Origin of the sequence: Pseudomonas sp. D8002, assembly GCF_013385695.1 — a bacterium.
Classification (GTDB): domain Bacteria; phylum Pseudomonadota; class Gammaproteobacteria; order Pseudomonadales; family Pseudomonadaceae; genus Aquipseudomonas.
On record NZ_JACAPM010000040.1, the window covers coordinates 16065 to 35573 of the forward strand.

A 19509-nucleotide genomic window follows, 5' to 3' on the forward strand; every position below is an offset into this window, starting at 1 on the left:
GCTTTATGGCTCGTACTACTCCGATTAGCCGCTACCGTAACATCGGTATCGTTGCTCACGTGGATGCTGGTAAAACCACCACCACCGAGCGCGTACTGTTTTACACCGGCAAAAGTCACAAAATGGGCGAGGTGCATGACGGCGCCGCGACCACAGACTGGATGGTTCAGGAGCAGGAGCGTGGTATTACCATTACTTCTGCTGCTATTACCGCCTTCTGGAAAGGTTCCGAGAAGCAGTACAAGGACGAGCACCGCTTCAACGTAATCGATACCCCGGGCCACGTAGACTTCACCATTGAAGTTGAGCGTTCCCTGCGCGTACTCGACGGCGCTGTCGTTGTGTTCTGCGGTACTTCGGGTGTTGAGCCTCAGTCGGAAACCGTATGGCGTCAGGCCAACAAGTACGGCGTTCCACGTCTTGTTTACGTAAACAAGATGGACCGTGCTGGTGCCAACTTCCTGCGCGTGATCGGTCAGATCAAACAGCGTTTGGGTCACACTCCGGTGCCAATCCAGTTGGCTATCGGTTCCGAAGACAACTTCCAGGGTCAGATCGATCTGATCAACATGGAAGCTGTTTACTGGAATGACGCTGACAAAGGCATGGTTCCTGTTCGTAAGCCTATCCCTGCAGAACTGCAGGAGCTGGCTGACGAGTGGCGTAACAACATGGTTGAGGCTGCTGCCGAAGCCAGCGAAGAGCTGATGAACAAGTACCTCGAAGGTGAAGAACTCACCAACGTGGAAATCAAGGCCGCTCTGCGTCAGCGTACTATCGCTGGTGAGATCGTTCTGGCTGTTTGCGGTTCTTCCTTCAAGAACAAGGGTGTTCCCCTGGTTCTCGACGCCGTTATCGACTACCTGCCTGCTCCAACCGACATTCCTGCTATCAAGGGTACCAACCCTGATAACGAGGAAGAAGAGATGGAGCGTCACGCCGATGACAGCGAGCCGTTCTCGGCTCTGGCGTTCAAGATCGCTACTGACCCATTCGTGGGTACTTTGACCTTCGTCCGCGTTTACTCGGGCGTGTTGGCCTCCGGCGACGGCGTGATCAACTCGGTTAAAGGCAAGAAAGAGCGTGTGGGTCGTATGGTGCAAATGCACGCAAACGCCCGTGAAGAGATCAAGGAAGTACGCGCTGGTGACATCGCGGCCCTGATCGGCATGAAGGACGTCACCACTGGTGAGACTTTGTGCGACGCTGCCAAGCCAATCATCCTGGTTCGCATGGACTTCCCGGAGCCGGTTATTTCGGTTGCCGTTGAGCCTAAGACCAAGGATGACCAGGAAAAAATGGGTATCGCTCTGGGCAAGCTTGCTCAGGAAGATCCATCTTTCCGCGTCAAGACTGATGAAGAGACTGGTCAAACGATCATCTCCGGCATGGGCGAGCTTCACCTGGACATCCTGGTTGACCGGATGCGCCGTGAGTTCAACGTCGAAGCCAACATCGGTAAGCCTCAGGTTTCCTATCGTGAGCGCATCACGAAGAACTGCGAAATCGAAGGCAAATTCGTTCGTCAGTCCGGCGGTCGTGGCCAGTTCGGCCATTGCTGGATCCGTTTTGCTCCTGCTGATGAAGGTCAGGAAGGTCTGCAATTCGTGAACGAAGTAGTGGGCGGTGTTGTTCCTAAGGAATACATCCCGGCTATCCAGAAGGGTATCGAAGAGCAGATGAAGAACGGTGTTGTTGCCGGCTATCCGCTCATCGGCCTGAAGGCGACCGTTTTTGACGGTTCTTACCACGACGTCGACTCCAACGAGATGGCGTTTAAGGTGGCTGCTTCCATGGCTACCAAGCAACTGGCCCAGAAGGGCGGTGGTGAGTTGCTTGAGCCAATCATGGCAGTAGAAGTCGTTACGCCTGAAGACTACATGGGTGACGTGATGGGCGACCTTAACCGTCGTCGCGGCATGATCTTGGGTATGGAAGATACGGTTTCCGGCAAAGTGATTCGTGCCGAGGTTCCGTTGGGCGAGATGTTCGGTTATGCGACCGACGTTCGTTCCATGTCTCAGGGTCGCGCAAGCTACTCTATGGAATTCAAAAAATACAACACAGCTCCGGCGCACATCGCTGAAACTGTATCCAAAAAACAAGGCTGATTCAGTCCTTTAGGCAAGGAGTTAATTGTCGTGGCTAAAGAAAAATTTGATCGTTCCCTACCGCACGTAAACGTTGGCACTATCGGCCACGTTGACCACGGTAAAACCACTCTGACCGCTGCTCTGACTCGCGTCTGCTCCGAAGTTTTCGGTTCGGCTCGTGTTGACTTCGACAAGATCGACAGCGCACCAGAAGAAAAAGCTCGTGGTATCACCATCAACACCGCGCACGTTGAATACAACTCGCTGATCCGTCACTACGCTCACGTTGACTGCCCAGGTCACGCTGACTATGTGAAGAACATGATCACCGGTGCTGCCCAGATGGACGGCGCGATCCTGGTTTGCTCGGCCGCTGATGGTCCGATGCCACAAACCCGTGAGCACATCCTGCTGTCCCGTCAGGTAGGCGTTCCGTACATCGTGGTTTTCCTGAACAAGGCTGACCTGGTAGACGACGCTGAGCTGCTGGAACTGGTTGAGATGGAAGTGCGCGATCTGCTGAGCACTTACGACTTCCCAGGCGACGACACTCCGATCATCATCGGTTCTGCTCGTATGGCTCTGGACGGTCTTGACGACAACGAAATGGGCACCACTGCCGTTCGTAAACTGGTTGAGACTCTGGACAGCTACATCCCAGATCCAGTTCGTGTTATCGACAAGCCGTTCCTGATGCCAATCGAAGACGTATTCTCGATCTCCGGTCGTGGTACTGTTGTGACTGGTCGTATCGAGCGCGGTATCGTTAAGGTTCAAGATCCATTGGAAATCGTTGGTCTGCGTGACACTACTGTCACCACCTGCACCGGTGTTGAAATGTTCCGTAAACTGCTCGACGAAGGTCGTGCAGGCGAGAACTGCGGCGTTCTGCTGCGTGGTACCAAGCGTGACGACGTTGAGCGTGGCCAGGTTCTGGTCAAGCCAGGTTCGGTTAAGCCGCACACTACCTTCGAAGCTGAAGTGTACGTGTTGAGCAAAGAAGAAGGCGGTCGTCACACTCCGTTCTTCAAAGGCTACCGTCCACAGTTCTACTTCCGGACCACTGACGTGACCGGTAACTGCGAACTGCCGGAAGGCGTTGAAATGGTAATGCCAGGCGACAACATCAAAATGGTTGTCACCCTGATCAAAACCATCGCAATGGAAGATGGTCTGCGTTTCGCTATCCGTGAAGGCGGTCGTACCGTCGGCGCTGGCGTCGTAGCCAAAATCATCGCTTAATAAGTGATGACTTGAAAAAGCCCCCGCTCAGCGGGGGCTTTTTTATTGAGTTGACACCCATATGGGGCGTCTATAGAATTGCGCCTCCTTTTAACGGGCGTGTTGCGCTCGCTGGGAATAGCAGCCGGAGTCTGAAATCCAATGGCAAATCAGCAAATTCGTATCAGGTTGAAGGCTTTTGACCACAAACTGATCGACCAATCCACCCAGGAAATCGTGGAAACCGCGAAACGTACTGGTGCTCAAGTGCGTGGTCCAATTCCACTGCCTACCCGTAAAGAGCGGTTCACCGTTCTGGTCTCCCCGCACGTCAACAAAGACGCGCGTGACCAGTACGAGATCCGTACTCATAAGCGCGTGCTGGACATCGTCCTGCCAACGGATAAAACCGTTGATGCACTTATGAAGCTTGATCTGGCGGCCGGTGTGGAAGTACAGATCAGCCTCGGCTAAGACTTGGGTCTTAGTCGTGTAACGCTCTGAAATGGGCGGCCATAGCGGGTGAAAGCCCCGTACACTCATGAGGTTTACAACATGACTATTGGTGTAGTCGGTCGTAAATGCGGTATGACCCGTATTTTCACCGAAGAAGGTGTCTCCATTCCGGTCACGGTCATTGAGATCGAACCGAATCGCGTCACCCAGTTTAAAACTGAAGAAACCGATGGCTATCGTGCAGTGCAAGTCACTGTCGGCGAGCGTCGTGCTTCGCGTGTGACTGCTGCTCAAGCAGGTCACTTCGCTAAAGCAAACGTTGCAGCTGGTCGTACTGTCATGGAGTTCCGTCTTGAAGACGGCGACTACCAGGCTGGCGATCTGATCAACGCTGAAATCTTCGCCGCTGGTCAACTGGTTGATGTAACCGGTCAGTCCAAGGGTAAAGGCTTCCAGGGTACGATCAAGCGTTGGAATTTCCGTGGCCAAGACAACACTCACGGTAACTCCGTTTCCCACCGCGTCCCGGGCTCTATTGGCCAGTGCCAGACTCCTGGTCGTGTATTCAAGGGCAAAAAAATGTCCGGTCATATGGGCGCTGAGCGCGTGACCGTGCAGTCCCTCGAAGTAGTGCGCGTCGACGCTGAACGCAATCTGTTGTTGGTCAAGGGTGCTGTTCCTGGCGCTACTGGCGGCAACCTGGTTGTACGTCCAGCGGCCAAGGCTCGCGGTTAAGGGGAAGCTGACATGCAATTAAACGTAAATGACGCTCAAGCGATCGAAGTTTCCGAACTGACATTTGGCGGCGAATTCAACGAGACGCTGGTTCACCAAGCAGTCGTGGCCTACATGGCCGGCGGCCGTCAAGGTAGCAAGCAGCAAAAGACCCGTTCCGACGTTCGTGGTGGCGGTAAGCGCCCTTGGCGTCAGAAAGGTACTGGCCGCGCTCGTGCCGGTACTATCCGTAGCCCAATCTGGCGTGGCGGCGGTACCACTTTCGCAGCACGTCCACAGGATCACACCCAGAAGCTCAACAAGAAGATGTATCGCGCAGCACTGCGCTCCATCCTTGCTGAACTCGTGCGTACTGATCGTCTGGTCGTGGTTCAGGACTTCGCTGTTGAAGCGCCGAAAACCAAAGATCTGCTGAACAAGCTGAACGGCATGGGCCTGACTGACGTCCTGATCGTGTCTGAAGCTGTTGATCAGAACCTGTACCTGGCTGCTCGCAACCTGCCACACGTTGATGTACGTGACGTGCAAGGTTCCGATCCAGTTAGTCTGATCGCATACGACAAGGTGTTGATCACCGTGTCGGCCGTGAAGAAATTCGAGGAGCTGCTGGGATGAACCAGGAACGCGTATTTAAAGTTCTGCTTGGCCCGCACGTTTCCGAAAAGGCTACGGTTCTGGCTGACAAGAAAGGCCAGTTCGTTTTCAAGGTTGCAACTGACGCAACCAAGCTGGAAATCAAGAAGGCCGTCGAAAGCCTGTTCAGCGTGAAAGTAGAGCGTGTTACTACCCTGAATGTTCTGGGTAAGAGCAAGCGCACTGCTCGCGGTCTGGGCAAGCGTAATGACTGGAAGAAGGCAGTTATCTCCCTTCAGCCAGGCCAAGATCTCGATTTCAGCAGCAGTGCTGAGTAAGGAAGGGGTGCATCATGGCAATCGTTAAATGCAAACCGACTTCCCCTGGCCGCCGTTTTGTGGTCAAGGTGGTCAACCAGGAGCTGCATAAAGGCGCTCCTCACGCACCGCTGCTCGAGAAGAAATCGAAGACTGGTGGTCGTAACAACAATGGTCGTATTACCACTCGTCACATCGGTGGTGGCCATAAGCAGCATTATCGTCTGGTCGACTTCCGTCGCAACGACAAAGATGGCATCGCTGCCACTGTCGAGCGTATCGAATACGATCCAAACCGTACTGCTCACATCGCTCTGCTGCTGTACGCAGATGGCGAGCGTCGCTACATCATCGCCCCTAAAGGCGTGAGTGCTGGTGACCAGCTGATCGCAGGTGCTTTGGCACCGATCAAGCCGGGCAACGCTCTGCAGCTGCGCAACATTCCAGTTGGTAGCACCGTACACGGCATCGAATTGAAGCCGGGTAAAGGCGCGCAAATCGCTCGTTCCGCTGGTGCTTCGGCTCAGCTGATCGCTCGTGAAGGTGTCTACGTGACCCTGCGTCTGCGCTCTGGTGAAATGCGTAAAGTATTGGCTGAATGCCGTGCGACCCTGGGCGAAGTCTCGAACTCCGAGCACAGCCTGCGTTCGCTGGGTAAAGCTGGTGCCAAACGCTGGCGTGGCGTTCGCCCAACCGTTCGTGGTGTTGCCATGAACCCGGTTGACCACCCACACGGTGGTGGTGAAGGTCGTACCTCTGGTGGTCGTCATCCGGTATCGCCATGGGGCTTCCCGACTAAGGGCGCGAAGACTCGTGGTAATAAGCGTACCGACAAAATGATCGTCCGTCGTCGCAAGTAAATAGAGGGATACGACAGTGCCACGTTCTCTGAAAAAAGGTCCTTTTATTGATCTTCACCTACTGAAGAAGATCGAAGTGGCGGCGGAAAAGAACGATCGCAAACCGGTGAAAACCTGGTCGCGTCGTTCGATGATCCTGCCACAAATGGTCGGTCTGACCATTGCAGTGCATAACGGTCGTCAACATGTTCCAGTTCTCGTGAACGAAGACATGGTCGGCCACAAACTAGGCGAGTTTGCCGGTACCCGCACATATCGTGGGCACGTGGCAGACAAGAAAGCCAAGCGTTAAGGGGTAAGGAACGATGGAAGTAGCCGCTAAGTTGTCGGGCGCTCGAATCTCCGCCCAGAAAGCCCGCTTGGTCGCCGACCAGATCCGCGGGAAGAAGGTGGGCGAAGCGCTCAACCTGTTGGCTTTCAGCAGTAAGAAAGCCGCCGAGATCATCAAGAAAGTGCTGGAGTCGGCCGTAGCCAACGCCGAGCACAACGAAGGCGCAGACGTTGATGACCTGAAGGTCAGCACCGTTTTCGTCAACGAAGGGCGTTCGCTGAAGCGCATCATGCCTCGTGCCAAAGGCCGAGCTGATCGCATCGTCAAGCGGTCTTGCCATATCACTGTCAAGGTTGCTGACAAGTAACGGAGTCGAAGAGATGGGTCAGAAAGTACATCCCATTGGCATTCGCCTGGGAATCGTCAAGGAGCACACCTCCGTCTGGTACGCAGACGGTCGGACTTATGCGGACTACTTGTTCGCTGATCTGAAGGTGCGTGAGTATCTCCAAGACAAACTAAAAAGCGCGTCCGTGAGCCGTATCGATATCCATCGTCCTGCTCAAACTGCACGTATCACCATCCACACCGCTCGTCCAGGTATCGTTATCGGGAAGAAAGGTGAAGATGTTGAGAAACTGCGTCAGGACCTGACCAAGCAAATGGGTGTGCCTGTGCACATCAATATCGAAGAGATCCGCAAGCCGGAGCTCGACGGTATGCTGGTTGCGCAGAGCGTAGCTCAGCAGCTGGAGCGTCGCGTTATGTTCCGTCGCGCTATGAAGCGCGCAGTACAGAACGCCATGCGCATTGGTGCCAAAGGCATCAAAATCCAAGTGAGCGGTCGTCTCGGCGGTGCTGAAATCGCACGTACTGAATGGTATCGCGAAGGTCGTGTGCCACTGCACACCCTGCGTGCCGACATCGACTATGCCAACTACGAAGCTCACACCACCTACGGTGTGATCGGTGTAAAGGTTTGGATCTTCAAAGGCGAAGTAATTGGTGGTCGCCAAGAAGAACTGAAACCACAAGCACCAGCGCCTCGTAAAAAAGCTGCTAAGTAAGGGGTACGCCAAATGTTGCAACCAAAGCGTACGAAGTTCCGCAAGCAGATGACAGGCCACAACCGTGGTCTGGCTCAGCGCGGTAGCAAAGTCAGCTTCGGCGAATATGCGCTGAAGTCTGTAGCTCGTGGTCGTCTCACCGCTCGTCAGATCGAGTCAGCGCGTCGTGCACTGACCCGTCACGTTAAACGTGGCGGCAAGATCTGGATCCGTGTATTCCCGGACAAGCCTATCTCCAAAAAGCCCCTCGAAGTTCGGATGGGTAAAGGTAAGGGTAACGTGGAATATTGGGTTGCCCAGATTCAGCCAGGCAAAGTCCTGTATGAAATCGAGGGTGTTACTGAAGAGCTGGCGCGTGAGGCTTTCGCCCTGGCTGCTGCAAAGCTGCCGCTCGCCACCTCCTTTGTTAAACGGACGGTGATGTGATGAAAGCGAATGAACTTCGTGAAAAATCCGCACAGCAGCTGAACGAGCAACTGCTCGGCCTGCTGCGCGACCAGTTCAATCTGCGTATGCAGAAAGCAACTGGCCAGTTGGGGCAGTCTCATCTGCTCTCGCAAGTTAAGCGTGACATTGCTCGCGTGAAGACTGTGCTCAACCAGCAGGCAGGTAAGTGATCATGGCTGAAGCCGAAAAGACTGTCCGTACGCTGACTGGCCGTGTTGTCAGCGACAAGATGGACAAAACCATCACCGTTTTGATCGAGCGTCGCGTTAAGCACCCGATCTACGGTAAATACGTTAAGCGTTCGACTAAGCTGCACGCGCACGACGAAACCAACCAGTGCCACATCGGCGACAAAGTCACTATTCGTGAAACTCGTCCGTTGGCCAAGACCAAGTCTTGGGCCCTGGTTGATGTTCTCGAACGCGCTGTGGAAGTCTAAGGACTAGGGGTCGGAGAAATTATATGATTCAGACTCAATCCATGCTCGATGTGGCCGATAACAGCGGCGCACGCCGCGTTATGTGCATCAAGGTGCTGGGTGGCTCCCATCGTCGTTACGCTGGTATCGGTGACATCATCAAAGTTACCGTGAAGGAAGCAATTCCTCGCGGTAAAGTGAAAAAAGGCCAAGTGATGACTGCTGTTGTAGTCCGCACTCGTCACGGCGTACGCCGTGCAGATGGCTCCATTATCCGCTTTGATGGCAACGCTGCTGTTCTTCTGAACAACAAGCAAGAGCCGATCGGCACCCGTATCTTTGGGCCAGTGACCCGTGAACTTCGTACTGAGAAGTTCATGAAGATCGTCTCGCTCGCCCCAGAAGTGCTGTAAGGAGATCCGACATGCAAAAGATTCGTCGTGACGACGAGATCATCGTGATCGCCGGCAAAGACAAAGGTAAGCGCGGTAAGGTGCTGAAGGTTCTTGCTGATGACCGTCTGGTCGTTGGTGGTCTGAACCTGGTCAAGCGTCATACCAAGCCTAACCCGATGTCGGGCGTACAAGGCGGTATCGTCGAGAAAGAAGCGCCACTGCACGCTTCTAACGTCGCCATCTTCAACGGCGAAACCAACAAGGCTGACCGCGTTGGTTTCAAAGTAGAAGACGGTAAGAAAATTCGTGTCTTCAAGTCGACCCAAAAAGCGGTTGATGCTTGAACACTGCTAGGTAGAAGACCATGGCACGACTAAAAGAGATTTACCGGAAGGAAATCGCACCGAAACTTAAGGAAGAACTTAAGCTTTCGAACGTGATGGAAGTTCCGCGCGTTACCAAAATCACCCTGAACATGGGTCTGGGCGAAGCGATCGGCGACAAAAAAGTCATCGAGCACGCTGTTGCTGACCTGGAAAAGATCACCGGCCAAAAAGTCGTTGTGACCTACGCTCGTAAATCCATCGCTGGCTTTAAAGTCCGTGAAGGATGGCCGATCGGCGTCAAAGTGACTCTGCGCCGTGAGCGTATGTACGAATTCCTGGATCGTCTGCTGTCGATCTCCCTGCCTCGGGTCCGCGACTTCCGCGGCCTGAATGCCAAGTCCTTCGATGGTCGTGGTAACTACAGCATGGGCGTTAAAGAGCAGATCATCTTCCCGGAAATCGACTACGACAAGATCGATGCTCTCCGCGGTCTGGACATCACCCTGACCACCACTGCCAAGAACGATGATGAAGGCCGCGCTCTGCTGCGTGCGTTCAAATTCCCGTTCCGCAACTGATTGGAGTAGGACCATGGCCAAGATGAGCATGAAAAACCGCGAGCTGAAGCGTCAGCTCACGGTTGCCAAGTACGCCAAGAAGCGTGCAGCACTGAAAGCAATCATCGTTGATCTGAACGCAAGTCCAGAAGCGCGTTGGGAAGCTACAGTTGCTCTGCAGAAGCAGCCACGTGACGCAAGCGCTTCGCGCATGCGTAACCGCTGCCGCCTGACCGGTCGTCCACACGGCGTTTACCGCAAGTTCGGCCTCGGCCGTAACAAACTGCGTGAAGCGGCAATGCGTGGTGACGTACCAGGTCTGGTTAAAGCCAGCTGGTAAGTACGTTCGAAGTCTCGGTGGCCAGGATCGCAAGATACTGACCGCCGGTGGCCTAGAATCTGGAACAAGCCCCTTTTGGGGCTTGTTTCATTTCCGGAGTGTGTCTAAAATACGCGGCTCGCCTGAGCCCGTGTGTTTTGTGCTCGGAGATTCTCGGCGACACGTAATGGCCGCAAGGCTAATTTTTTTGTATTAGGAGCGTCTAGCCATGAGTATGCAGGACCCGTTAGCGGACATGCTAACTCGTATCCGTAATGCCCAGATGGCTGAAAAGTCCGTCGTAAGCATGCCATCTTCCACGTTGAAGGTTGCTGTTGCCAAAGTCCTGAAAGACGAAGGCTACATTGCGGGTTATCAGATCAGCAGCGAAATCAAACCACTGCTGTCCATCGAGCTGAAGTACTTCGAAGGCCGTCCGGTCATCGAAGAAGTGAAGCGCGTTAGCCGTCCAGGCCTGCGTCAGTACAAGTCCGTTGATGATCTGCCAAAAGTTCGTGGCGGTCTCGGTGTGTCTATCGTCTCCACCAACAAAGGTGTGATGACGGATCGTGCTGCGCGCGCTGCCGGTGTCGGCGGCGAAGTTCTTTGCACTGTGTTCTAAGGGGGGATAAGCATGTCACGCGTCGCTAAGAACCCCGTTAAGCTGCCAGCCGGTGTCGAAGTAAAATTCGCAGGCCAACAGCTTTCGGTGAAGGGTGCCAAGGGCACTCTGGAACTGAACATCCATTCGTCCGTTGAGATCGTTGAAGAAGCTGGTGAGCTGCGTTTCGCTGCTCGCAATGGCGATCAACAAACTCGCGCAATGGCCGGTACCACTCGTGCGTTGGTAAACAACATGGTCCAAGGCGTAAGCCAAGGCTTCGAGCGCAAGCTCCAGCTGGTCGGTGTTGGTTACAAAGCGCAAGCAAAAGGCACGGTTCTGAACCTGGCCCTTGGCTTCTCGCACCCAGTGGATTACGAACTGCCGGAAGGCATCACCGCTGAGACCCCTAGCCAAACCGATATCCTGATCAAGGGTATTGATAAGCAGCTGGTAGGTCAGGTGGCCGCTGAGATCCGCGACTTCCGTCCACCAGAGCCGTACAAAGGCAAAGGTGTGCGCTACGCGGACGAAGTCGTCCGTCGTAAAGAAGCCAAGAAGAAGTAGGGCATAGCAAATGACCGACAAAAAAGTTACTCGACTGCGTCGCGCTCGCAAAGCACGCCTGAAAATGCACGAACTCGAAGTCGTGCGTCTCTGCGTGTTCCGCTCGTCGCAGCACATCTACGCCCAGGTCATCTCGGCCGACGGCAACAAAGTCCTGGCAAGCGCCTCGACTTTGGATAAAGAACTGCGTGATGGTGCCACTGGCAACATCGACGCGGCCACTAAGGTTGGCCAGCTGGTCGCTACGCGTGCTAAGGCCGCCGGCGTCTCGCAAGTGGCTTTCGACCGCTCTGGCTTCAAGTACCACGGCCGCGTGAAAGCGCTGGCTGATGCTGCTCGTGAAGCTGGGCTGGAGTTCTAAGTTATGTCAAATAACGACCAAAAGCGCGACGAAGGCTACATTGAGAAGCTGGTTCAAGTTAACCGCGTAGCCAAAACCGTTAAAGGCGGCCGTATCTTCACTTTCACCGCGTTGACCGTGGTAGGTGATGGTAAAGGGCGCGTTGGCTTCGGCCGTGGCAAGTCACGTGAAGTGCCTGCTGCGATCCAGAAGGCAATGGAAGCTGCTCGTCGCAACATGATCCAAGTTGATCTGAACGGCACCACTCTGCAGTACGCAATGAAGTCCGCTCACGGCGCTTCGAAGGTGTACATGCAGCCTGCCTCTGAAGGTACCGGTATCATCGCTGGCGGCGCTATGCGTGCTGTCCTCGAAGTTGCTGGCGTTCAGAACGTTCTGGCCAAGTGCTACGGCTCGACTAACCCGGTAAACGTGGTTCACGCCACTTTCAAGGGTTTGAAAGCAATGCAGTCTCCTGAATCCATTGCCGCCAAGCGTGGCAAAAGCGTCAAGGAGATCTTCTGATCATGGCTACCGTTAAAGTAACGCTGATCAAAAGCATGACCGGCCGCATCCCTAACCACAAATTGTGCGTTAAGGGTTTGGGTCTGCGTCGCATCGGTCACACTGTAGAAGTACTTGATACTCCCGAGAATCGCGGGATGATCAACAAGGCTTACTACATGCTGCGTGTCGAGGGTTAATTCGATGAAACTCAATGATCTGAGTCCAGCGCCGGGTTCCCGTCGCGAAAAGCATCGTCCGGGCCGTGGTATCGGTAGTGGTTTGGGCAAGACCGGTGGCCGTGGCCACAAAGGTCAGTCCTCCCGCTCCGGTGGCACCATCGCTCCAGGCTTTGAAGGCGGTCAACAGCCGCTGCATCGTCGCCTGCCGAAGTTCGGTTTCGTTTCCCTGAAAGCCATGGATCGCGCAGAAGTGCGTCTGTCCGAGCTGGCCAAAGTGGAAGGCGACATCGTTACCGTGCAGACCCTGAAAGATGCCAACGTGATCAACGTCAACGTACAGCGTGTGAAAATCATGCTGTCCGGTGAAGTGACTCGCGCTGTCACTATCGGCAAGGGAATCGGCGCCACCAAAGGTGCGCGTTCGGCTATCGAAGCAGCTGGCGGCAAGTTCGAGGAATAAATGGCTAAGCAAGGTGCTCTCTCAGCGCTCGGCAAAGGCGGTATGTCTGAACTTTGGGCTCGTCTGCGTTTTCTGTTCCTGGCGATTATCGTCTACCGAATAGGCGCACACATCCCGGTTCCAGGTATCAACCCGGACCGACTCGCAGACCTGTTTCGACAGAATGAGGGGACCATTCTTAGCTTGTTCAACATGTTTTCCGGCGGCGCGCTGGAACGGATGAGCATCTTTGCACTGGGGATCATGCCGTACATCTCGGCATCGATCATCATGCAACTGATGACCGCCGTCAGTCCGCAGTTGGAGCAGTTGAAGAAGGAAGGTGAAGCTGGCCGTCGCAAGATAAGCCAGTACACCCGCTACGGCACTGTCATCCTCGCCCTGGTCCAGGCTATCGGCATGTCCGTTGGCCTGGCCGGGCAGGGTGTTGCGTTCACTGGTGACTTTGGCTTCCATTTCGTCGCGGTATCCACATTTGTGGCTGGTGCGATGTTCATGATGTGGCTGGGTGAGCAGATTACTGAGCGTGGTGTTGGTAACGGTATCTCGATGTTGATTTTCGCAGGTATCGTTGCCGGTCTTCCGAGAGCGATTGGGCAGTCTTTCGAGTCTGCACGTCAGGGTGATATCAATATCTTCGCCCTGGTTGCCATCGGTTTGTTGGCAGTAGCGATTATCGGTTTTGTGGTGTTCATTGAGCGTGGCCAGCGTCGTATTGCTGTTCACTACGCCAAGCGTCAGCAGGGCCGCAAGGTCTTTGCCGCGCAGACCAGCCACCTGCCGCTGAAAGTGAACATGGCCGGGGTTATTCCTGCCATTTTCGCGAGCAGCATTTTGCTGTTTCCGGCTTCGTTGGGTGCCTGGTTCGGTCAGTCTGAAGGTATGGGCTGGTTGCAGGACATCTCGCAGTCGATCGCTCCTGGTCAGCCGTTGAATATTCTGCTGTTTAGTGCAGGGATTATTTTCTTCTGCTTCTTCTATACGGCGTTGATGTTCAATCCGAAAGACGTAGCGGAAAACCTGAAGAAGTCCGGTGCCTTTATTCCGGGTATTCGTCCAGGTGAGCAGTCTGCGCGCTACATTGATGGCGTTCTGACTCGCTTGACCATGTTCGGTGCTCTATATATGACGGCCGTCTGCCTGTTGCCCCAGTTCCTGGTGGTTGCAGCAAACGTTCCGTTCTACCTTGGCGGGACCTCGTTGCTGATCGTCGTCGTGGTTGTGATGGACTTCATGTCCCAAGTACAATCGCACCTCGTTTCGCACCAGTACGAATCCCTGATGAAGAAAGCCAACCTGAAGGGTTACGGCAGCGGTATGTTGCGCTGAGTACCCATAAGGTTCGAGGAGTTGGTGATGAAAGTTCGTGCATCGGTGAAAAAGCTGTGCCGTAACTGCAAGATTATTCGCCGCGAAGGTGTTGTTCGAGTAATTTGCAGCGCGGAACCGCGTCACAAACAGCGCCAAGGCTGAGTGTGATCCGCTTGAAGCCCGGCAGCTAGTGCGCTGCCGGGTTGATTATTTGTTATTACAGCGATATTATCTCGCGCCCTATTTCTTGGCTTCCGGGGCGTAGGTAGCTGTCAATTGGAGTCCCACTGAATGGCCCGTATTGCAGGCGTTAACATTCCAGATAACAAGCACACTGTTATCTCGCTGACCTACATCTATGGTGTTGGTCGCACTACTGCGCAGAAAATTTGCGCAGATACTGGGGTAAACCCAGCCGCAAAGATCAAGGATCTGAGCGACGAGCAGATTGAGCTGTTGCGTGGCGAAGTGGCGAAGTTCACCACTGAAGGTGACCTGCGTCGCGAAATCAACATGAAAATCAAGCGTTTGATGGACCTCGGTTGCTACCGTGGTCTGCGTCATCGTCGTGGTCTTCCAGTACGCGGTCAGCGTACCAAGACTAACGCGCGTACCCGTAAAGGTCCGCGTAAGCCGATCCGCAAGTAATCGCCCACGCGAATCGACAGGAAATTAATCATGGCAAAACCTGCTGCTCGTCCTCGTAAAAAAGTTAAAAAGACAGTGGTTGATGGCATCGCCCACATCCATGCATCTTTTAACAACACAATCGTGACCATCACCGACCGTCAAGGTAACGCGCTTTCTTGGGCTACCTCCGGTGGTTCGGGTTTCCGCGGTTCCCGCAAGTCCACCCCGTTTGCTGCTCAAGTAGCTGCTGAACGTGCTGGTCAAGCTGCGCTGGAATATGGCCTGAAAAACCTCGACGTCAACGTCAAAGGTCCAGGTCCAGGTCGTGAGTCTGCTGTCCGTGCATTGAACGGCTGTGGCTATAAGATCGCCAGCATCACCGACGTGACGCCAATCCCGCACAACGGGTGCCGTCCGCCGAAGAAGCGCCGCGTGTAATCCAGGAGATTGTAAAGAATGGCTCGTTACATTGGTCCAAAATGCAAACTCGCTCGTCGTGAAGGCACCGATCTCTTTCTGAAGAGCGGCGTGCGCGCGATCGAATCGAAGTGCAACATTGAAGCAGCACCTGGTATCCACGGCCAACGCCGCGGTCGCCAGTCCGACTACGGCACCCAACTGCGTGAAAAGCAGAAGGTCCGTCGTATCTACGGCGTTCTCGAGCGTCAGTTCAGCGGCTACTACAAAGAAGCTGCTGGCAAGAAAGGTGCAACCGGTGAAAACCTGCTGCAACTGCTCGAATGCCGTCTGGACAACGTTGTATACCGTATGGGCTTTGGTTCGACTCGTGCCGAATCCCGTCAGCTGGTATCGCACAAATCCGTCAGCGTAAACGGCCAAACCGTTAACGTCCCGTCGTACCAGGTTCGTGCTGGTGACGTGGTCGCGATTCGCGAGAAAGCAAAAAATCAACTTCGCATTGTCCAAGCTCTCGATCTGTGTGCCCAACGTGGCCGCGTAGAATGGGTAGAAGTAGACACTGAGAAGAAGTCGGGCGTTTTCAAGAACGTTCCTGCTCGCAGTGATCTGTCCGCCGACATCAACGAAAGCCTGATTGTCGAGCTCTACTCCAAGTAAGGGCTAGAAAATAGGTGCATCCATGCAGATTTCGGTAAATGAGTTCCTGACACCCCGTCACATTGATGTGCAGGTTGTCAGTCCAACCCGCGCCAAGATCACTCTCGAGCCTCTCGAGCGTGGTTTTGGCCACACCCTGGGCAACGCGCTGCGCCGCATCCTGTTGTCCTCAATGCCCGGCTGTGCAGTAGTCGAGGCCGAGATTGACGGTGTGCTCCACGAGTACAGCGCCATCGAAGGTGTACAGGAAGACGTAATTGAAATCCTGTTGAACCTTAAAGGTCTGGCTATCAAGCTGCACGGCCGTGACGAAGTTACGCTGACCTTGTCGAAGAAGGGTTCGGGGGTGGTTACCGCTGCCGATATTCAGCTGGATCATGATGTCGAGATCGTTAATCCCGATCACGTAATCGCTAACCTGGCGTCTAACGGCGCCCTGAACATGAAGCTCACCGTAGCTCGTGGTCGTGGTTATGAACCGGCCGACTCGCGTCAGAGCGATGAAGACGAAAGCCGCAGCATTGGTCGCTTGCAGCTCGACTCTTCGTTCAGCCCGGTTCGCCGTATCGCATACGTGGTGGAAAACGCCCGTGTCGAACAGCGTACTAACCTGGACAAGCTGGTTATTGATCTGGAAACCAACGGTACTCTGGATCCTGAAGAGGCTATCCGCCGCGCTGCAACCATTCTGCAACAGCAGTTGGCTGCGTTCGTCGACCTCAAGGGTGACAGCGAACCAGTGGTAATCGAGCAGGAAGACGAGATCGATCCGATCCTGCTTCGCCCGGTTGACGATCTGGAACTGACTGTACGTTCGGCTAACTGCCTTAAGGCGGAAAACATTTACTACATCGGTGATCTGATTCAGCGCACCGAAGTAGAACTGTTGAAGACTCCGAACCTGGGCAAGAAATCCTTGACTGAAATCAAGGACGTTCTGGCCTCCCGCGGTCTGTCCCTCGGCATGCGCCTCGACAACTGGCCGCCTGCAAGTCTTAAGAAGGACGACAAGGCGACTGCCTGATCGTCGTAATCACCGAACGTGAGTTTGGTAAGGAATGAACCATGCGTCATCGTAAAAGTGGTCGTCACCTGAGCCGTACCAGCTCGCACCGTAAGGCTATGTTCCAGAACATGGCGGTGTCGCTGTTCGAGCACGAGCTGATCAAAACTACACTGCCGAAAGCTAAAGAACTGCGTCGCGTTGCTGAGCCGCTGATTACTTTGGCCAAGACAGACAGCCTGGCTAACCGCCGTCTGGCTTTCGACCGTACTCGTTCGAAAGCTATCGTTGGTAAGCTCTTCAACGACCTGGGCAAGCGTTACGCTACCCGTGAGGGTGGCTACCTGCGCATCCTCAAGTGCGGTTTCCGCGCTGGTGACAACGCGCCTATGGCGTACGTTGAGCTGATCGATCGTCCAGTTGGCGGTGAAGCTGTATCCGCTGAGTAAGACGTCAGTCTGTAACGAAGAACCGGGCCTAGTGCCCGGTTTTTTGTGCGCGTTAAAAACTGGAATTACCTCGAGCGAATACACGTTCAGCCCGTGCAGCTACTTCTGATATCCGTTCGGATGGATCGTTAGTTAATTTCTATCGGTGGGTATGATTTAATAAATTTGATGGTGTCATCTTCCTGATCAATAATCGCTCCAAGCCGATTAGCCGGCAGTTCCAAGACTGACCTGAGGAAGATTGAGCATGAGCCAGAATAAAACCCTTACTACCGCCAGCGGCGCACCTGTCGCGGATAACCAGAATTCCCGTTCCGCCGGCCCACGCGGCCCGCTGCTGCTCGACGACTTTCACCTGATCGAGAAGCTCGCTCACTTCAACCGTGAAAACATTCCTGAGCGTCGTGTACACGCCAAAGGCTCGGGCGCTTACGGTACCTTCACCGTCACTCAAGACATCACGCAGTACACCAGCGCCAAGCTGTTCGATTCTGTGGGCAAGCAAACTCCGACTTTCCTGCGCTTCTCCACGGTGGGTGGCGAGCGTGGTTCGGCTGATACTGAGCGCGACCCGCGTGGTTTCGCGTTGAAGTTCTACACCGAAGAAGGCAACTGGGACATCGTTGGTAACAACACCCCGGTGTTCTTCATCCGCGACCCGCTGAAGTTTCCCGACTTTATCCACACCCAAAAGCGCCTGCCGCAAAGCAACCTGAAAAGTGCACAGATGATGTGGGACTTCTGGTCGCACTCCCCTGAGGCGCTGCACCAGGTCACCATCCTGTTTTCGGACCGTGGCATCCCGGACGGCTACCGTCACATGCACGGCTTCGGCAGTCACACCTACAGCTTGATTAACGCCAAAGGCGAGCGCCACTGGGTGAAGTGGCACTACAAGACCAAGCAAGGTATCAAGAACCTGGCGCCGGCTGACGCTGCACGCCTGGCCGGTACCGACCCTGATTACGCTCAGCGCGATCTGTTCGGTGCTATTGAGCGTGGTGACTTCCCGAAATGGCGCGTGTGCATTCAGATCATGACTGAGGCCCAGGCCAACGCTCACTACGAAAACCCGTTCGACGTGACCAAGACCTGGTCGCAGAAAGAGTTCCCGCTGATCGAAGTGGGTGAGCTGGAACTGAACCGCAACCCGCTGAACTACTTCGCTGAAGTTGAACAGGCGGCTTTCGGTCCAAGCAACATGGTCCCGGGTGTTGGCCTGTCGCCAGACCGCATGCTGCAAGGGCGCGTGTTCGCTTACGCCGATGCCCATCGCTACCGCGTAGGTACCAATCACCAGCAACTGCCGGTGAATGCGCCACGCAGCCCGGTCAACAGCTACCAGCGTGATGGTTCGATGGCATTCGGCTCCAATGGTGGTGCGGCCCCCAATTACGAGCCAAACAGCTACGCCGATGCGCCGAAGCAGGCTCCTCAGTACGCCGAGCCAGCCTTGGCCCTGAGCGGTGCGGCTGATCGTTACGATCACCGCGAAGATACCGACTACTACAGCCATGCCGGTGCGCTGTTCCGCCTGATGAACGATGAGCAGAAAGCCCTGCTGATCAACAATATCGCCGGCGCAATGGCGGGTGTTTCCAGCGACGTGGTGCAGCGCCAGTTGCAGTACTTCTTCAAGGCCGACCCGGCTTATGGAGAAGGGATCGCATCTGCACTGGGTGTATCGCTTAACTGACTCTAAACGATAAGCAGAACCGCCCTCATTTGGGCGGTTTTTGCGTTATTTAAGCTACTTTTCACCGGAAATCTTCACTTTTCTGCCGTTGGTCCCGTGACCTCCGGGTCATCATGGTTCAAACTACAGACTTTCAAGCAGGGAGATGTAGGGCGATGCAAGGTCACCCCGACGTAATCGATTACCTCAACACGTTGCTGACGGGCGAACTGGCAGCTCGTGACCAATATTTCATTCACTCGCGGATGTACGAAGACTGGGGCTTTACCGAGCTCTACGAGCGTATCAACCATGAAATGGAAGAAGAGGCACAGCACGCCGACGCACTGATGCGCCGTATCCTGATGCTCGAAGGCACGCCCCGTATGCGTCCCGACGACCTGGATACCGGCACCACGGTGCCTGAGATGCTCGCCAGCGACTTGCGCCTTGAGTACAAGGTCCGTGCCGCGCTCTGCAAGGGCATTGAGCTCTGCGAGCAGCACAACGACTACGTCACGCGGGAAATCCTGCGGGTGCAGTTGAATGACACCGAAGAGGATCACACCTACTGGCTGGAAAAGCAGTTGGGCCTGATCAAGCTGATTGGCCTGGAGAATTACCTGCAATCGCAGTTCTGATTCCTCCAGCTACT

32 protein-coding genes are annotated in these 19509 nt (G+C 54.7%); all 32 read left to right on the plus strand.

Features of this window, described 5'->3' with window-relative positions:
• Positions 1-5 precede the first annotated feature (5 nt).
• Complete coding sequence (gene fusA / locus HX807_RS23570) at positions 6-2111, plus strand: elongation factor G (protein WP_003210087.1); 2106 nt, start codon at positions 6-8, stop codon at positions 2109-2111.
• Between the two features lie 30 nt (positions 2112-2141).
• Positions 2142-3335 carry an elongation factor Tu gene (gene tuf, locus HX807_RS23575; RefSeq protein ID WP_003210085.1) on the plus strand — a complete coding sequence of 398 codons (1194 nt, stop codon included), beginning with the start codon at positions 2142-2144 and terminating at the stop codon, positions 3333-3335.
• Between the two features lie 141 nt (positions 3336-3476).
• Entirely contained in the window at positions 3477-3788 is a 312-nt protein-coding gene (gene rpsJ / locus HX807_RS23580) for a 30S ribosomal protein S10 (protein ID WP_003210084.1), read from the plus strand.
• Positions 3789-3869: 81 nt separating this feature from the next.
• The gene (gene rplC, locus HX807_RS23585; protein ID WP_003194649.1) at positions 3870-4505 is read left to right on the plus strand and encodes a 50S ribosomal protein L3; all 636 of its coding nucleotides are present in this window, start codon (positions 3870-3872) and stop codon (positions 4503-4505) included.
• Positions 4506-4517: 12 nt separating this feature from the next.
• Positions 4518-5120, plus strand: coding sequence for a 50S ribosomal protein L4 (rplD, locus tag HX807_RS23590; protein WP_003210082.1), 603 nt, complete (start codon positions 4518-4520; stop codon positions 5118-5120).
• Entirely contained in the window at positions 5117-5416 is a 300-nt protein-coding gene (gene rplW / locus HX807_RS23595; protein WP_002555488.1) for a 50S ribosomal protein L23, read from the plus strand. Before rplD ends, rplW begins: the two co-directional genes overlap by 4 nt.
• A 14-nt stretch (positions 5417-5430) precedes the next feature.
• The gene (gene rplB, locus HX807_RS23600) at positions 5431-6255 is read left to right on the plus strand and encodes a 50S ribosomal protein L2 (RefSeq protein WP_003210080.1); all 825 of its coding nucleotides are present in this window, start codon (positions 5431-5433) and stop codon (positions 6253-6255) included.
• A gap of 16 nt (positions 6256-6271) precedes the next feature.
• On the plus strand, positions 6272-6547 hold the full coding sequence (gene rpsS, locus HX807_RS23605; protein WP_002555486.1) for a 30S ribosomal protein S19: 276 nt from the start codon (positions 6272-6274) through the stop codon (positions 6545-6547).
• Between the two features lie 13 nt (positions 6548-6560).
• Positions 6561-6893 (plus strand): 50S ribosomal protein L22, encoded by a 333-nt coding sequence (gene rplV, locus HX807_RS23610; protein ID WP_003210077.1) that lies wholly within the window; start codon positions 6561-6563, stop codon positions 6891-6893.
• Positions 6894-6906: 13 nt separating this feature from the next.
• A complete protein-coding gene (gene rpsC / locus HX807_RS23615) occupies positions 6907-7593 on the plus strand; it encodes a 30S ribosomal protein S3 (RefSeq protein WP_003176422.1) in 687 nt (228 codons plus the stop codon).
• 12 nt (positions 7594-7605) lie between these two features.
• Positions 7606-8019 (plus strand): 50S ribosomal protein L16, encoded by a 414-nt coding sequence (gene rplP / locus HX807_RS23620; RefSeq protein WP_003210075.1) that lies wholly within the window; start codon positions 7606-7608, stop codon positions 8017-8019.
• Positions 8019-8210, plus strand: a complete 192-nt coding sequence (gene rpmC / locus HX807_RS23625; protein WP_002555481.1) for a 50S ribosomal protein L29 — start codon at positions 8019-8021, stop codon at positions 8208-8210. Before rplP ends, rpmC begins: the two co-directional genes overlap by 1 nt.
• A gap of 2 nt (positions 8211-8212) precedes the next feature.
• Positions 8213-8479, plus strand: a complete 267-nt coding sequence (rpsQ, locus tag HX807_RS23630; RefSeq protein ID WP_003176419.1) for a 30S ribosomal protein S17 — start codon at positions 8213-8215, stop codon at positions 8477-8479.
• A 23-nt stretch (positions 8480-8502) separates the two neighbouring features.
• Positions 8503-8871: a 50S ribosomal protein L14 gene (rplN, locus tag HX807_RS23635; RefSeq protein WP_002555479.1), complete on the plus strand. Its 369-nt coding sequence runs from the start codon at positions 8503-8505 to the stop codon at positions 8869-8871.
• Positions 8872-8882: 11 nt separating this feature from the next.
• Positions 8883-9197: a 50S ribosomal protein L24 gene (gene rplX, locus HX807_RS23640; protein ID WP_007896770.1), complete on the plus strand. Its 315-nt coding sequence runs from the start codon at positions 8883-8885 to the stop codon at positions 9195-9197.
• 20 nt (positions 9198-9217) lie between these two features.
• Positions 9218-9757, plus strand: coding sequence for a 50S ribosomal protein L5 (gene rplE, locus HX807_RS23645; protein WP_003210069.1), 540 nt, complete (start codon positions 9218-9220; stop codon positions 9755-9757).
• A gap of 13 nt (positions 9758-9770) precedes the next feature.
• On the plus strand, positions 9771-10076 hold the full coding sequence (gene rpsN / locus HX807_RS23650; RefSeq protein WP_003176414.1) for a 30S ribosomal protein S14: 306 nt from the start codon (positions 9771-9773) through the stop codon (positions 10074-10076).
• 208 nt (positions 10077-10284) lie between these two features.
• Complete coding sequence (gene rpsH, locus HX807_RS23655; protein ID WP_003186040.1) at positions 10285-10677, plus strand: 30S ribosomal protein S8; 393 nt, start codon at positions 10285-10287, stop codon at positions 10675-10677.
• Between the two features lie 12 nt (positions 10678-10689).
• A complete protein-coding gene (gene rplF / locus HX807_RS23660; protein WP_003176412.1) occupies positions 10690-11223 on the plus strand; it encodes a 50S ribosomal protein L6 in 534 nt (177 codons plus the stop codon).
• A 10-nt stretch (positions 11224-11233) separates the two neighbouring features.
• Positions 11234-11584: a 50S ribosomal protein L18 gene (gene rplR, locus HX807_RS23665; RefSeq protein ID WP_003186037.1), complete on the plus strand. Its 351-nt coding sequence runs from the start codon at positions 11234-11236 to the stop codon at positions 11582-11584.
• A 3-nt stretch (positions 11585-11587) separates the two neighbouring features.
• A complete protein-coding gene (gene rpsE, locus HX807_RS23670; protein ID WP_003186035.1) occupies positions 11588-12088 on the plus strand; it encodes a 30S ribosomal protein S5 in 501 nt (166 codons plus the stop codon).
• Between the two features lie 2 nt (positions 12089-12090).
• On the plus strand, positions 12091-12267 hold the full coding sequence (gene rpmD, locus HX807_RS23675) for a 50S ribosomal protein L30 (RefSeq protein ID WP_003186033.1): 177 nt from the start codon (positions 12091-12093) through the stop codon (positions 12265-12267).
• Positions 12268-12271: 4 nt separating this feature from the next.
• Positions 12272-12709 (plus strand): 50S ribosomal protein L15, encoded by a 438-nt coding sequence (gene rplO, locus HX807_RS23680; RefSeq protein WP_003210066.1) that lies wholly within the window; start codon positions 12272-12274, stop codon positions 12707-12709.
• Positions 12710-14038 (plus strand): preprotein translocase subunit SecY, encoded by a 1329-nt coding sequence (secY, locus tag HX807_RS23685; RefSeq protein ID WP_003210064.1) that lies wholly within the window; start codon positions 12710-12712, stop codon positions 14036-14038.
• 27 nt (positions 14039-14065) lie between these two features.
• On the plus strand, positions 14066-14182 hold the full coding sequence (rpmJ, locus tag HX807_RS23690) for a 50S ribosomal protein L36 (protein WP_002555468.1): 117 nt from the start codon (positions 14066-14068) through the stop codon (positions 14180-14182).
• 129 nt (positions 14183-14311) lie between these two features.
• The gene (gene rpsM, locus HX807_RS23695) at positions 14312-14668 is read left to right on the plus strand and encodes a 30S ribosomal protein S13 (protein WP_003210063.1); all 357 of its coding nucleotides are present in this window, start codon (positions 14312-14314) and stop codon (positions 14666-14668) included.
• Positions 14669-14698: 30 nt separating this feature from the next.
• Positions 14699-15088, plus strand: a complete 390-nt coding sequence (gene rpsK, locus HX807_RS23700; protein WP_002555466.1) for a 30S ribosomal protein S11 — start codon at positions 14699-14701, stop codon at positions 15086-15088.
• A gap of 18 nt (positions 15089-15106) precedes the next feature.
• Positions 15107-15727 carry a 30S ribosomal protein S4 gene (gene rpsD / locus HX807_RS23705; RefSeq protein WP_003210056.1) on the plus strand — a complete coding sequence of 207 codons (621 nt, stop codon included), beginning with the start codon at positions 15107-15109 and terminating at the stop codon, positions 15725-15727.
• A 22-nt stretch (positions 15728-15749) separates the two neighbouring features.
• Positions 15750-16751, plus strand: coding sequence for a DNA-directed RNA polymerase subunit alpha (gene rpoA, locus HX807_RS23710; protein WP_003176403.1), 1002 nt, complete (start codon positions 15750-15752; stop codon positions 16749-16751).
• Between the two features lie 41 nt (positions 16752-16792).
• Positions 16793-17179, plus strand: a complete 387-nt coding sequence (gene rplQ, locus HX807_RS23715; protein WP_003210053.1) for a 50S ribosomal protein L17 — start codon at positions 16793-16795, stop codon at positions 17177-17179.
• A 247-nt stretch (positions 17180-17426) separates the two neighbouring features.
• Positions 17427-18875: a catalase gene (locus HX807_RS23720; RefSeq protein ID WP_008436430.1), complete on the plus strand. Its 1449-nt coding sequence runs from the start codon at positions 17427-17429 to the stop codon at positions 18873-18875.
• A gap of 155 nt (positions 18876-19030) precedes the next feature.
• Positions 19031-19495 (plus strand): bacterioferritin, encoded by a 465-nt coding sequence (gene bfr / locus HX807_RS23725; protein WP_003210048.1) that lies wholly within the window; start codon positions 19031-19033, stop codon positions 19493-19495.
• The last annotated feature ends 14 nt before the right edge of the window (positions 19496-19509 follow it).